The sequence below is a fragment of the Parageobacillus caldoxylosilyticus NBRC 107762 genome (genome assembly GCF_000632715.1).
GTDB classification, from domain to species: Bacteria; Bacillota; Bacilli; order Bacillales; family Anoxybacillaceae; genus Saccharococcus; species Saccharococcus caldoxylosilyticus.
Genome location: NZ_BAWO01000008.1, coordinates 70,375 through 83,633 on the forward strand (window position 1 = coordinate 70,375; position 13,259 = coordinate 83,633).

Consider the following 13,259-nt stretch of genomic DNA (forward strand, 5'->3'; position numbering starts at 1 on the left):
GCCCTCCTCAAAATCTTGCGTTATTGTTCTTTTTTCGTTAATGCACATCGAATAATGCGTTCTTGCTCTTTCCGGTGAACAACAGGATCGCCTTCTGCCGGGCTTGCCCGTCTGCGTCGGCCGATGTAGCTGACATCTACTCCATCCGGTGCGATTTCGCGCAGTCTTGGCTCCATATAACCCCAGCTTCCCATGTTTTGCGGTTCTTCTTGCATCCAGACGATTTCTTTGACATTTGGATAACGCACGAAAATCGCCTGCAGCTCTTCTTTCGGGAATGGATATAATTCTTCGACGCGTACGACGTGGAGCCAATCGAGTCCTTCCATTTTATTGATTTGCTCTGCTAAATCAATCATCAGTTTTCCAGTACCTAAAATAATTCTCTCGACTTTTTCATGATCTTTGCCAAGCCCTGTTTGTTCAAGGACTGGATGGAACTGACCGTTGGTAAACTCTTCCACCTCCGACGCTGCTAACGGGTGACGCAGCAAGCTTTTTGGCGTCATCAGCACTAACGGACGGACTTCTTCCCTTTGCAAAATGCCTGCTTGTCGGCGCAAAATATGGAAGTACTGCGCAGCGGTAGACAAGTTTGCTACTGTCCAGTTGTTTTCCGCCGCCAGTTGCAAAAACCGTTCTAAACGGCCGCTCGAATGTTCCGGCCCTTGCCCTTCATAACCATGCGGCAGCAGCATGACGAGACCGGATTTTTGCCCCCATTTCGCACGTCCGGATGAAATAAACTGGTCAAACATCACTTGCGCCATGTTGGCAAAATCGCCAAATTGCGCTTCCCACAGCACAAGCGTTTCCGGAGCAAAGACGTTATAGCCATATTCATAACCGAGCACAGCTGCTTCTGTCAACGGGCTGTTGTAGACGACAAAAGAAGCTTTCGCATCGCTGATGTGGTGCAGCGGAACAAACTCCTTGCCCGTTTTCATATCATGAAGCACGAGATGGCGCTGAGCGAACGTACCGCGCTGTGAATCCTGTCCAGTGAGGCGGATCGGCACGCCATCGCGTAAAATTGTTGCAAAAGCAAGAATTTCCGCATGCGCCCAGTCCACTTTCCCTTTGCCGTCAAACACTCCTTCACGCCGTTTTAAGATGCGCTCTAGCTTATTAAACACGTGAAAATCGGCAGGGAACTGCAGCAATTCTTTGTTTAACCGCTGCAATATATCTTTTTCCACGGACGTTCTGACAACCGGCAATTTGCATGCAACCGTTTTCGGCGGATCCATAATAAAATCGAGCTTCGATTCATCTTTTGGAACTTTTTCATACGCAATTTTCAGTCTTTCCGCTACTTCCCGTTCCATTTCTTCTACCGCTTCTTTTGCAACAATGCCTTTTGCGATCAGCTTTTGCGCGTAAAGCTGACGAACGGTTGGATGTTGCTGAATGATGCTGTACATCGTCGGATTTGTCGCCATCGGTTCATCCATTTCGTTATGGCCAAAACGGCGATACCCGATTAAATCGATGACAAAATCTTTTTTGAAGCGCTGACGGTAGGCAAAAGCAAGATTGGCCGCCGCCAGGCATGCTTCCGGATCATCGGCGTTCACATGCACAATCGGCACTTCAAATCCTTTGGCAATATCGGACGCATATTTTGTCGAACGAGAATCATAGCTTTCTGTCGTAAAACCGATCATATTATTAGCAATAATATGAATCGATCCACCCGTCCGATACCCTTGCAATTGGCTCAAATTCAATGTTTCGGCCACAATTCCTTGCCCAGGGAATGCCGCGTCTCCGTGAATCATAATCGCAAACGACGAATCCGTATTTTGCAGTGGTTTTCCGGCGTTTTTGCGATTTTCCTGAGCGGCGCGCGTAAAGCCTAACACAACCGGATTCACGACTTCCAGATGGCTTGGATTGTTTGCCAGCGTAATTCTTATTGTATGTTCATTTTCATTGCGCAGACGGCGAGCCGCCCCTAAATGGTATTTCACATCCCCCGTCCAGCCGTAGGTAATGGCTACCGATCCTTCCGAAGGAATAAAATCTTTGCTTTCCGCGTGCTGGAATTCGGCAAAAATCATTTCATATGGTTTGCCAAGGACGTGGGCAAGCACATTCAAACGGCCGCGGTGCGCCATGCCAATATTTACCGCATTGATTTCCTTTTCAATCGACTGGCGAACAAGTTCGTCTAATAGCGGCACCATAGCATCTAAACCTTCAATCGAAAACCGCTTTTGTCCGACAAATGTACGATGAATAAATTTTTCAAATCCTTCCACTTCCGTAAGGCGGCGGAGCAATGCCACTCTCTCATCGCTTGTTAAACTCGGATAATATGCTCCTGACTCAATTTGTTGGATGAGCCAGTTTTTTTCCTCCAAATTATGTACTTGTGAAAATTCAAACGCAATTTTATCTGTATATACTTTCCGTAAATGATTAATGGCATCCAATCCATTTTTGACATGCGCCGGTGCATGCGGACAAAGAAACGCGACAGGAATTTGTTTTAAATCTTCCTCCGTCAAATCATATTCGCTTAATTCGATGCGGCGCGTGTCTTTATTTTGTTTGTTTAATGGGTTAATATCGGCTGCCAGATGGCCGTAACGGCGGATATTGTCCGCTAGTTTTACAGCAGCAACAAGCTTGCTGAATATCGTTGGATTTTCCGGGAGACGGAACGTCTGATGCGTTTTGGCGATCTCCTCGCTTGGCACAAACGGTTCTGTTTCCGTTGTCGGAGCTCCCCACTGCTCGAATAATTGCCTCAACTCAGGGTCAACCCTGTCTGGATCCTCAAGATACTGCTCATACATTTCCATCACGTACCCGAGGTTTGGCCCATAAAATTGACTCCATGGTTGTGCATCGTTGATCGTCTGCTTTGCCATTATAAAAACCTCCAACCAGTTTTCGTTTATTTGGGATCGTTTGGCGCCCCCATACGCATCAAGAAAAATTGCGAACAGGGCCCGCTTGCCTTCTTCTCATTGTTCCCAAATAAACAAGGAAATAACTTTATAAACGTTTTCAATGTATATTGTAGCACTATCATTCATTAAAATCGACGATTAAACATGAAAATCTCCAATAATTTATTTTTTTTTTTGAAAAAAGAGAAAAAAAGTGGCAGCGATAGAACGCACGCAACAATCCATAATCATGATATTTTAAATTTTTCTACTAGTTTTTGCAGCTGCCGGCTCATCTCGCTTAATTTTTCTGCCGATTCCGTCACCGTTCCTAACGCCTGCAGCTGATCATCGGCGGATGCCGCTACTTCTTCCGCCGCTGCCGCGGACTGCTGAGCGACGGCGGAAATATTTTGCATCGCTCCAATGACATCCTCTTTGCTTTCATTCATTCGCTTTGCTTCTTCTGTAATTTCGGCAATCGCTGTTGTTAACTCTTCCATCATCGTGACGATCTTGACAAATGAATCGCCTGTTGTGTGGACAGCTTGCTGCTGCTGTTCGTACATGTCTTTCGAGTGATTCACCGCCTGCATCGCCAGACTCACTTGCTGCTGAATCACGGCAATCGTTTGGTGGATCAGCTCGGTTGCCCTTGCCGACTGCTCCGCTAATTTGCGCACCTCATCCGCGACGACGGCGAATCCTTTTCCATGTTCTCCCGCCCGTGCCGCTTCAATACTCGCATTTAAGGCAAGCAAATTCGTCTGTCCGGAAATGGCTGTAATTGTTTGGATCACCCCATCAATTTCTTCCATCTTTCTTACTAAATCTTTCATTACTTTTTCTACCGCAAATAGTTCTTTTTTCGCCTCATCGGATTTTAGCTGCAGCATATTTAAATTTTCTAGGCCGTCATAACTAGCCGCTTTCGTTTCATTCGACAGCGTTTGCATGTTTGCCGTCGACTGTGTTACCGTTTCGATTTGTGCAGACAACGCCGCTGTCCGTTCATTGATCGTATCTAAATCGCCCGCTTGCTCCGTCGTTCCTTTGGCAATATCATTAATGGCGCTGGCCACTTGTTCGCTTGTCGCCATCGTTTCCTCGGAAACAGAACTAAGGTGGTCAGCGGAGGCGGCGAGCTCCTCTACCGATTCATTGACTTGCTGAATGAGGGCCCGCATTTGCGCAATCATATGATTGAAGTGATCGGCCAGCTGCCCTATTTCGTCTTTTGATTTTACGCGCACATGCACCGTTAAATCCCCTTCTGCGACTTTTTCAGCTTGGTGCTGAAGCGCAATGACCGGTTTCGAAATCGAACGGGCGAGGAAATAAATAACAACAATGGCAAGCAATAATGCGGCCACGGTGATGATAAACATTTTCATGGCAAGGGAATTGCTCATCGCCAATAAATCTCTTTCTTTATATACGGTGCCGACTTTCCATCCGAGTTCAGGAATCGTCGTAAAGTACACCACCCGCTTTTCGTTCCCGGATGTATATGTATAAAAGCCGCTTTTATTCTTTAACATATATTGGACTTCCGCGTTTTTCGCCATATTTTTTCCCTTATATTGCGGATGAACGATCGCGACTCCCTTGCTGTCAAACAGCACAGGGTACCCATGGTAGCCAACCTCGCTATTGTTGACAATTCTCTCCACTGCATCCAGCGTCATATCGATCCCGAGCACAGCGATGACGCGGCCGTTTTCTGTTACCGCTTTTGCCAATGTCACGATATTTTTTCCTGTTATCGCATCGATGTATGGCTCGGTCCAAACGACTCGATCCTGGTTTTCCGCCGCTGTTTTATACCATGGACGCGAAGTCGGGTCATAGCCGTCAGGCAATGGCGCTGCCGGCGTCGTATACATTTTTTTCGCGGCCGTTCCAATGTAGGCAAGTTGAACGTTTTCGTGGATTTTTAAAAATGTGCGAAACTGCCGGTCAAGCAGCGGCCAGGCATCTTCTTTTTTGATCATTTCCTCGACGATAGGCGATTCGCTAAACTGAAGCAAGCTATTTTCCTCGCTTTGAAAACTGTCGCGAATATCGCCTAGCACCCCGTTTAAAATGGATTGTGCGCGTTTTTCAACGTCCTGGCGGATCATTTTTTTTGTTTCGACCACTCCGACAATCTGGGTAGCGGCCAGGGAAACAATCATTAGCAATGCCATTAGAATGATCAACTTGATCCGCAATGTTTTAAACACCACTTTGTTTCTCCCCTTTTTTGTCGAAATTTGCCTTCATTATACAAAGGACTATCGTCATGCGTCTATAGGAGCAGATTCTTATTCAGCGCATGAAGCACGGGCAAAAACGAGACAATAAGAAAGAAATCTTAACGGACAGGCAGGTGAGAGACGATATGGGGCTATCGAACGGGATGGATATATTTTTGATATCGAATATAGCGTCATCCAGCAAAAAGGGGCACTGCATGTATACCGCGACGGGGTGCTGATTGATGAAGTAACGTTCCATTTCACTGGAAAAAAGCCGAACGAACAGCAAATCGAATCATTAATCGATCATTATATCGATCAGCGCAGCGACTAAACTGCTGTACAAACAGCAGTTTTTTCTTGCTGATTTTGCCATCATTCTTATATGATGGAAACAACGATAGATTGATAGACAGGGGGATGAAGATGTATTGGAAAGAATTGTATGTGTTTGACGGCGATGTCCCACATAAAGCCATTATTCGCAACTATACAGAAAAGGATTTCCCGCAATTAATCCGCGTTCAGCAAGAAAGTTTTCCGCCGCCGTTTCCGTCCGAACTGTGGTGGAATGAAGAGCAGCTTACTAATCATGTTTCTCTTTTCCCTGAAGGAGCACTTTGCGTGGAAGTAGACGGACGCATTGTCGGATCGATGACCGGCCTGCTTGTCGATTTCGACCCGAGCCACCCGACGCATACGTGGAAAGAAATAACAGATGGCGGCTATATCCGCAATCACCGACCTGATGGAAACACATTATATGTTGTCGATATTTGCGTTTCCCCTCCTTACCGTAAACTGGGGCTTGGAAAATGGCTAATGCAATCGATGTATGAAGTAGTCATCCGCTTAAATGTCGACCGCCTCCTTGGCGGCGGGAGAATGCCTGGCTATCACCGCCATGCTGAGCGACTATCGGCAGCGCAATATCTCGAAAAAGTATTAAAAGGAGAGCTGAAGGATCCTGTTATCACCTTTTTATTGCGGTGCGGCCGCACCCCGATTCAAGTCATCGAAAATTATTTAGAAGACGAAGAGTCTCTCAATTATGCTGTGCTCATGGAGTGGCGCAACCCGTTTAAGCGCTGTGTATAAAAATTTAGCAGTTTATGAGAGAAGGATTTTATTGCAGACGCCGCGAATAAGAAGGGAAAGGATAATAGAAGGGAACGACTGGCGATGAAGCCCATTTCCTATGACAATCCATTAGCTCCTTTGCTTATTCGCAATCATCTTTTTTCATTAATTCCGCCGTATGTTGATCACCTCATTGTGTTATGCATCGGCAGCAACCGCATTAACGGGGACAGTTTAGGGCCGTTTGTCGGAACCCTGTTGGCCAATCTTTATTCGAAACATATGACTGTCATCGGGAACTTGAAACAACCGGTCGATGCGATGAACATAAAAGAAATGATAAAACAAATCCGTACAACCCCATCAACATATACGATTGCGATTGATAGCGTTGTCGGCGTTTCCGACTATATCCATACGATTGTCATCCGCGCTGGATCGCTTGCCCCAGGCTCTGCCCTTGGCAAAAAACTTCCTGCTGTCGGCGATATGAGCATTATGGGGGTAATGATGGAAGATGATAAAGACGCTGCGGCGCTTCCATATACAAACTTACATGTCGTGTATCAAATGGCAAAAGCCATCGCTCTAGGAATTTCCCTTACCGTACGGCAGCGGTTTGGCTACGAACCGGCCTCTTCTATTCTTGCTTAAGAAAAAACTAGCGGTGAAGAAGCCACTTCACCGCTAATTTTTTATTCAATATGAAATGTTTGTTTTACAAACGCCACAACCTCTTCGGCCGTGTTCATCGAGAGGACGGTTTCTTTAAAGCGCGCTGCTTCTTCTTTCGATAATTTTTTCATTTGCGCGCGCGCCCGCAAAATGGAAGTCGCACTCATGCTGAATTCGTCCAATCCTAACCCAAGCAAAATCGGAATGGCAATCGCATCGCCCGCCATTTCTCCGCACATTCCGGCCCATTTTCCTTCTTTATGCGCCGCATCAATGACGTTGCTAATAAGGCGCAAAATCGCTGGATTATACGGTTGGTAAAGGTAGGAAACACGTTCGTTCATGCGGTCGGCCGCCATCGTATACTGAATTAAGTCATTGGTGCCGATGCTAAAGAAATCGACTTCTTTGGCAAATTGATCGGCAAGCACCGCAGCCGCCGGAATTTCCACCATCATGCCGACTTCAATATCGTCAGCCACTGGTACGCCTTCACGCTCCAGTTTTTCTTTTTCTTCTAAAAGAATCGACTTCGCTTGGCGAAATTCATCAAGCGTCGCAATCATCGGGAACATAATTTTCAAATTCCCGTACACGCTTGCCCGCAGCAAGGCGCGAAGCTGCGTGCGGAACATATCTTGCATTTCTAAGCAAAGGCGGATGGCGCGGAATCCTAAAAACGGGTTCATTTCTTTTGGCAGATCTAAATATGGCAATTCCTTATCGCCGCCGATGTCCAGCGTGCGCACGACAACTGGTTTTCCTTCCATTCGCTCCAGCACCGTTTTATAGGCTTCAAATTGTTCTTCCTCTGTCGGCAGCTCGGAACGGCCCATGTATAAAAATTCCGTACGGTACAGCCCGATTCCTTCCGCCCCGTTTTCCAGTACCCCTTTGACATCATCCGGCGTACCGATATTTGCAGCAAGTTCGACATGATAGCCGTCGCTTGTCACCGTTTTTTCATGAACGAGCTTCGCCCATTCCGCTCTTTGCGCTTCATAGCGCGCGCGTTTTTCCTCGTAGTGGGCAAGCACGTCCGGCGTCGGATTGACAACAACTTGTCCATCTAGTCCATCGATAATAACGATATCACCATTTTGCACTTCCGCTGTCACTTGTTTTGTGCCGACAACTGCCGGGATTTCCATTGATCTTGCCATAATAGCAGAATGGGATGTACGTCCTCCGACATCTGTAGCAAACCCTTTGACATATTGACGGTTTAACTGAGCCGTATCAGACGGGGTTAAATCTTCCGCGACAATGATGACTTCTTCGGCAATCAAGCTCGGATTCGAAATCGCCACTCCAAGAAGATGGGCAAGTACGCGTTTGGTGACATCGCGGATGTCAGCAGCGCGTTCCTTCATATATTCGTTATCCATCGCTTCAAACATGGAAATGAACATCGATGCGGTTTCATGCAATGCATATTCGGCGTTTACCTTTTCAGTTTGGATTTTTTCTTTTACCGGATTTAGTAATTCCGGATCATCTAATACAAGCAGATGAGCGGCAAAAATCGCTGCTTTGTCTTCACCTAATTGCTTTAACGCATGCCGTTTGATGGCTTCGAGCTCTTCCTTGGCTTGTGCTACCGCTGTTTCGAAACGCGCCACTTCTGTTTGTGGATCCACAATTTCTTTTTTCTCTACAACAAGGTTAGGGGTTTCTAAGCGGTACGCCTTCGCAATGGCGATACCGCTCGATGCAGCAATCCCTTGGATCGTCTTTGTCATTATTGTGCAAGGCCTTCCTTAGATAAAGTTTCTGTCAATGCTGCCATCGCTTCTGCTGCATCTGCCCCCTCGACCGTAATTTTGATTTCAGCTCCTTTTGGAATGCCTAAAGACATAACGCCCATAATCGATTTTAAGTTTACCGTTTTGCCGTTGTACTCTAAATGAATGTCGCTGTTGAATTTGCTCGCTGTTTGAACAAGAATCGTTGCCGGGCGAGCATGGATTCCAGATTCTGAAGTTACTTTAAACACTTTTTCAGCCATTGTCATCATTCCCCTTTTCCTTATATTTTTCTTTGTCATCATACCAAATAATATTGTCTTTCTTCAATGAAGAACTAATGAAATTCGCCGAAGAAAATTCACACCGTTAACCGATTTCAGCGATGCGGTCTTCTCCTTTTGTAACCGCTCCTTGTTTTGCTACACGAATCGCTTCTTGCGTCTGCAAATTCGTGAAAATGACTGGTGTTACTATCGAAGGAGCGTTGTTTTTCACGTATTCTAAATCCACCTGTAAAATAGGCTGGCCTTTTTTCACTTCATCGCCTTGTTTCACCAGCGCTTCGAAGCCTTGACCGTTCAACTTGACTGTATCGATGCCAACGTGGATTAAAATTTCATGACCTGCCGCCGATTCGATGCCGATCGCGTGTTTTGTCGGGAATACGTTGATAATTTTTCCGTCAACCGGAGACACGACGGTTCCGTCTGTCGGCATAATGGCAAAGCCGTCCCCCATCATTTTTTGGGAAAAGACTTGGTCCGGCACTTCCTCCAGCGGAACGATTTCCCCTGTCATCGGCGAAGCGATCGCTTCCGCTTTTACGTCTTTTACGTCGTCTTTTGTCTTCTCCGCTGCCGCCGGCTCTTCTTTTGTCCGTGCTGGAGCTTTTCCTTCCATAATGTCTTTGATTTGCCCTTTTAACATATCGGATTTTGGTCCGAAGATCGCCTGTACATTGTTTCCAACTTCCAAAACACCCGCTGCGCCTAACGCTTTTAAGCGATCTTTATCGACTCGTTGAATATCGTTGACCGAAACCCGCAAACGGGTGATGCATGCGTCTAAATGGGCAATGTTTTCTTTGCCGCCAAGCGCCGCCAGCACTTCGTACGGAAGATCGTCCGCTTCTGCTTTCACCGTTGGCGCTTCTTCTGTCACTTTTTCACGCCCTGGTGTTGCTAAATCCCATTTGCGGATCGCAAAGCGGAATCCGAAGTAGTAGATGACGGCAAACACTAATCCGACCGGAATGACAAGCCACCATGCCGTCCGGTTTGGCAGTACGCCAAATAGCAGGAAGTCAATAACCCCGCCGGAGAAAGTCATGCCGATTTTGACATTTAATATGTGCATAATCATAAACGACAGTCCGGCAAAAATCGTATGGATCGCAAACAATGCTGGTGCAACGAACAGGAACGAGAACTCAATCGGTTCCGTAATCCCGGTCAAGAACGAAGTAAGCGCCGCTGAGCCCATAATGCCGGCAACCACTTTTTTGTTTTCCGGACGCGCTTCATGATAAATCGCAAGCGCCGCTGCTGGAAGACCAAACATCATGAACGGGAATTTTCCTGTCATAAACGTTCCCGCTGTTAATGGCACTCCATCTTTTAATTGTTCGAAAAAGATTTTTTGGTCACCATGCACTACTTGTCCGGCCTTATTGACATATTCGCCAAATTCAAACCAGAATGGCGCGTAGAAAATATGATGCAATCCAAACGGAATTAGCGCCCGCTCAATAACTCCGAAAATAAATGCAGCTAATGTCTTATTAGCATCAATCATATTATGCGAAAACGCATTTAAACCGTGCTGAATCGGCGGCCATACCCATGTCATAATAATTCCAAGCAATACCGCAGATGCTGCTGTAATAATTGGCACAAAACGTTTTCCGGCAAAAAAGCCTAGGTATTGCGGCAATTCAATGTTGAAATATTTATTATACATGTAAGCAGCCAATATCCCGACAATAATCCCGCCGAATACACCAGTTTGTAATGTCGGAATTCCTAATATATTCGCAAATGCAGGATTGTCCCCAATCATATCTGGCGTGACGCCTAATATCACGCTCATGGTGATATTCATAATTAAATAACCAATAATTGCCGCAAGCCCGGCAACACCGTCACCACCGGCTAGTCCAATCGCTACCCCAACGGCAAAGAGGAGCGAAAGGTTCGAAAACACAATGCCGCCTGCCTGTTCCATGACATTGGAAACAAGCACGATCCAATCCGCTTTTAAGGCAGGAATTTTATCGGTTAATGCCGGGTTTTTCAGCGCGTTACCAAACGCCAGCAAAATCCCGGCCGCCGGCAAAATCGCTACCGGCAACATCAGCGCTTTACCGACTTTTTGCAGCGTGCCAAACACTTTTTTCATCTCGATAACCTCCTTTTCTTTTATATAAGTTTTGCAACAAACGTTACGTTCATGTACCGCAATTTCATTTCGTAGACTGTTTTTCACAGCGAATATAATCCGCTTTCATAAAAAACAAAGGCATAAGCAAAGAACGACAAAAATAGAACGCTTACAACAAGAGAAATAAATAACCTCTCTTGTTGCCGCCCTACTTTGTCTTCTTTACTCATGCCTGATCGAATCAGTAACACGTAAAGCGAGACAATTTTATTCGATTGTTTCCGCTTCCTTTTTCGACAATCTTTGCAAATGCATCGTTAAATATACGGCTTCTGCGTCGTCTACTGGCATTTGCAACGTTTGTTGCATCACTTTTATTAATTTCCACGCCGTATTATAGCATAGTGGATACGCTTCTTTCAAGATTTTCGACAATTTTTTTGGTTCTTCGACTTTTTCCCCTTTTTTGATCCGTTCAATCGCATAGCGCAAATGACGGACAAACCTCAAATAATGAATGCTGTTGTGATCGATCGTAATATCCAATTGTTGTTCGACAATTTGGACAAGCTTGGCAATCAATTGGGAATGTTGGTTGACTTCAGAAAGGCTTTGCTTGGAAATAGCGCTATGAATATGGAGTGCGATAAATCCAGCTTCCCCTTCCGGTAGCTTTACTCCTAATTTTTTGTTAATCATCTCGACTACTTCACAGGCAATTTCGTACTCCAGCGGATATAAACTTTTCGTTTCCACTAAAAAAGGATTTTTTAAATCGAGCTCTTGTTTCAAGCGCTTTAGTGTGAATGAAATGTGATCGGTCAGCGCAACATGAATATGCTCGTTTAACGGAGCGTTTAGTCGCTGTTTAATGTGCTGGATCACTTCATTCATCAGCCCAATAAATTCTTCATCCAGTTCCGGGAGCAATTTTTTATATTGTTCTTGTTCCCGCTCATTTTTTAAAATGAAACATTTTTCCACCGCATTTTGTTCAATATAGTCACCTTTTTTCTTTCCAAATCCAATGCCTTTTCCTAGCAATACCACTTCATCATACGCTGGATGTGAAGCGATCAATACGTTATTATTCAGCACTTTTTCGACACAAAACGACTCCGTCACAAAAGTCCACTCCTTTAAAATGAAACGTCTGCAATATTATCATCTTACTCGACTATTATAAATTGTCAATGAACATGCGCTCAAATGAAAAAAATGTTAACGGGAAAGGCTGCGCTTTTTGGATAGTTTTCGATGCATCTATTCATACTATGAGAGATTAAGAACAGGGGGGGATTGGAATGCCTTACATCACCGTAGAGAAAAACGTTCATCTTTACTACGAGGAAACAGGGAGCGGAACGCCTCTTATATTTATACATCCACCCGGAATGGGTCATGTCGTTTTCTGTCGCCAGCAATCTTTAGCCCATCATTTTCGCGTCATTATGTACGATATGCGCGGCAATGGAAAAAGCAGCTCATCGAATCGCCCTATTACCATTCCACTATTGGCCGATGATTTACACGTTTTGCTTGATGCGCTCCATATAAAACAGGCGGTGATTTGTGGCTATTCAAACGGTGGTTCGATCGCATTAGAATTTGCACTGCGCTACTCTGATAAAGTAAAAATGCTCGCTTTAATCGGAGGATTTCCTGAAGTGTGTACTCCACTGCTTCGTTACGAATTTCTGCTTGGCATCTATACAGTAAAACTCGGTGCTATATCTTTACTTGCTAACATACTGGCAAAAGCGCACGGAAGCAATAAAAAGGAAAAACGGGAAATTAAACAATATGTACAGTTAGTCAACAAACGCGATTTAGTAGACATGTATGAAAAAGGGTTAATATATCGCTGCACGACGCGACTTTCATCGCTGCGCATGCCGCTCCTTCTTATTTACGGCGCCAGCGACTACTATATGCACCCATATGCGAAAATTTTCAAAAAAACCGTTCCCCATGCAAAGGTAGTCTACATTGACAAGGCGCGCCACCAAATTCCGATCAAACACCATTGCGAATTAAATGGAATTTTAAAGACATACTGTATAACGTAATATGGAAAAAAGGAGGAAACACTATGTCTAAAAAAGGGCGGCAAAATAAAGTAAGCCAGGAAGTAGCCAATCCGACCGTTTCTAAAGCAGAAGCAGAAATGGAAAAAGATAGCGTTGACACAGCCAAACAGGCGAAAAAAAATCGTTCGTGAAAAAAACAAAGGAGGC

General features: G+C 45.2%; 11 protein-coding genes. 5 read left to right on the forward strand and 6 right to left on the reverse strand.

Features of this window, described 5'->3' with window-relative positions; all coding sequences use genetic code 11:
* Positions 1 to 20 precede the first annotated feature (20 nt).
* Both GCA01S_RS03845 and GCA01S_RS03850 read right to left on the reverse strand, forming a co-directional pair.
* Positions 21 to 2,879: a 2-oxoglutarate dehydrogenase E1 component gene (locus GCA01S_RS03845; protein WP_017434592.1), complete on the reverse strand. Its 2,859-nt coding sequence runs from the start codon at positions 2,877 to 2,879 to the stop codon at positions 21 to 23.
* Positions 2,880 to 3,148: 269 nt separating this feature from the next.
* The gene (locus tag GCA01S_RS03850; protein WP_026078414.1) at positions 3,149 to 5,125 is read right to left on the reverse strand and encodes a methyl-accepting chemotaxis protein; all 1,977 of its coding nucleotides are present in this window, start codon (positions 5,123 to 5,125) and stop codon (positions 3,149 to 3,151) included.
* 166 nt (positions 5,126 to 5,291) lie between these two features.
* On the opposite strand from GCA01S_RS03850, the gene GCA01S_RS03855 reads away from it, so the two are divergent.
* The 3 genes from GCA01S_RS03855 (at position 5,292) to yyaC (ending at position 6,874) form a co-directional block, all read left to right on the forward strand.
* Positions 5,292 to 5,474, forward strand: coding sequence for a DUF5370 family protein (locus tag GCA01S_RS03855; RefSeq protein ID WP_026078413.1), 183 nt, complete (start codon positions 5,292 to 5,294; stop codon positions 5,472 to 5,474).
* 92 nt (positions 5,475 to 5,566) lie between these two features.
* The gene (locus GCA01S_RS03860) at positions 5,567 to 6,238 is read left to right on the forward strand and encodes a GNAT family N-acetyltransferase (RefSeq protein ID WP_017434589.1); all 672 of its coding nucleotides are present in this window, start codon (positions 5,567 to 5,569) and stop codon (positions 6,236 to 6,238) included.
* Between the two features lie 84 nt (positions 6,239 to 6,322).
* The gene (gene yyaC / locus GCA01S_RS03865) at positions 6,323 to 6,874 is read left to right on the forward strand and encodes a spore protease YyaC (RefSeq protein WP_017434588.1); all 552 of its coding nucleotides are present in this window, start codon (positions 6,323 to 6,325) and stop codon (positions 6,872 to 6,874) included.
* A 41-nt stretch (positions 6,875 to 6,915) separates the two neighbouring features.
* Here the strand turns inward: yyaC and ptsP are convergent, their stop codons facing one another.
* From ptsP to glcT, 4 genes are all read right to left on the reverse strand, one after another.
* Positions 6,916 to 8,637 (reverse strand): phosphoenolpyruvate--protein phosphotransferase, encoded by a 1,722-nt coding sequence (gene ptsP / locus GCA01S_RS03870; RefSeq protein ID WP_042407364.1) that lies wholly within the window; start codon positions 8,635 to 8,637, stop codon positions 6,916 to 6,918.
* The gene (locus GCA01S_RS03875; protein WP_017434586.1) at positions 8,637 to 8,903 is read right to left on the reverse strand and encodes a phosphocarrier protein HPr; all 267 of its coding nucleotides are present in this window, start codon (positions 8,901 to 8,903) and stop codon (positions 8,637 to 8,639) included. Before GCA01S_RS03875 ends, ptsP begins: the two co-directional genes overlap by 1 nt.
* A 106-nt stretch (positions 8,904 to 9,009) precedes the next feature.
* Positions 9,010 to 11,040, reverse strand: coding sequence for a glucose-specific PTS transporter subunit IIBC (gene ptsG, locus GCA01S_RS03880; protein ID WP_042407366.1), 2,031 nt, complete (start codon positions 11,038 to 11,040; stop codon positions 9,010 to 9,012).
* A gap of 249 nt (positions 11,041 to 11,289) precedes the next feature.
* Positions 11,290 to 12,147, reverse strand: coding sequence for a glucose PTS transporter transcription antiterminator GlcT (glcT, locus tag GCA01S_RS03885; RefSeq protein ID WP_017434584.1), 858 nt, complete (start codon positions 12,145 to 12,147; stop codon positions 11,290 to 11,292).
* Positions 12,148 to 12,326: 179 nt separating this feature from the next.
* On the opposite strand from glcT, the gene GCA01S_RS03890 reads away from it, so the two are divergent.
* Positions 12,327 to 13,091: an alpha/beta fold hydrolase gene (locus GCA01S_RS03890; protein ID WP_042407369.1), complete on the forward strand. Its 765-nt coding sequence runs from the start codon at positions 12,327 to 12,329 to the stop codon at positions 13,089 to 13,091.
* Positions 13,092 to 13,114: 23 nt separating this feature from the next.
* Positions 13,115 to 13,243, forward strand: a complete 129-nt coding sequence (locus GCA01S_RS20815) for a hypothetical protein (protein WP_017434582.1) — start codon at positions 13,115 to 13,117, stop codon at positions 13,241 to 13,243.
* Positions 13,244 to 13,259 lie beyond the last annotated feature (16 nt).

Excerpts from the sequence above, each read along its gene's own strand:
- GCA01S_RS03845 (WP_017434592.1), bottom strand. The coding sequence starts at position 2,879 with ATGGCAAAGCAGACGATCAACGATGCACAACCATGGAGTCAATTTTAT.
- GCA01S_RS03860 (WP_017434589.1), top strand. The coding sequence starts at position 5,567 with ATGTATTGGAAAGAATTGTATGTGTTTGACGGCGATGTCCCACATAAA.
- yyaC (WP_017434588.1), top strand. The coding sequence starts at position 6,323 with ATGAAGCCCATTTCCTATGACAATCCATTAGCTCCTTTGCTTATTCGC.
- ptsP (WP_042407364.1), bottom strand. The coding sequence starts at position 8,637 with ATGACAAAGACGATCCAAGGGATTGCTGCATCGAGCGGTATCGCCATT.
- GCA01S_RS03875 (WP_017434586.1), bottom strand. The coding sequence starts at position 8,903 with ATGGCTGAAAAAGTGTTTAAAGTAACTTCAGAATCTGGAATCCATGCT.
- ptsG (WP_042407366.1), bottom strand. The coding sequence starts at position 11,040 with ATGAAAAAAGTGTTTGGCACGCTGCAAAAAGTCGGTAAAGCGCTGATG.
- GCA01S_RS03890 (WP_042407369.1), top strand. The coding sequence starts at position 12,327 with ATGCCTTACATCACCGTAGAGAAAAACGTTCATCTTTACTACGAGGAA.
- GCA01S_RS20815 (WP_017434582.1), top strand. The coding sequence starts at position 13,115 with ATGTCTAAAAAAGGGCGGCAAAATAAAGTAAGCCAGGAAGTAGCCAAT.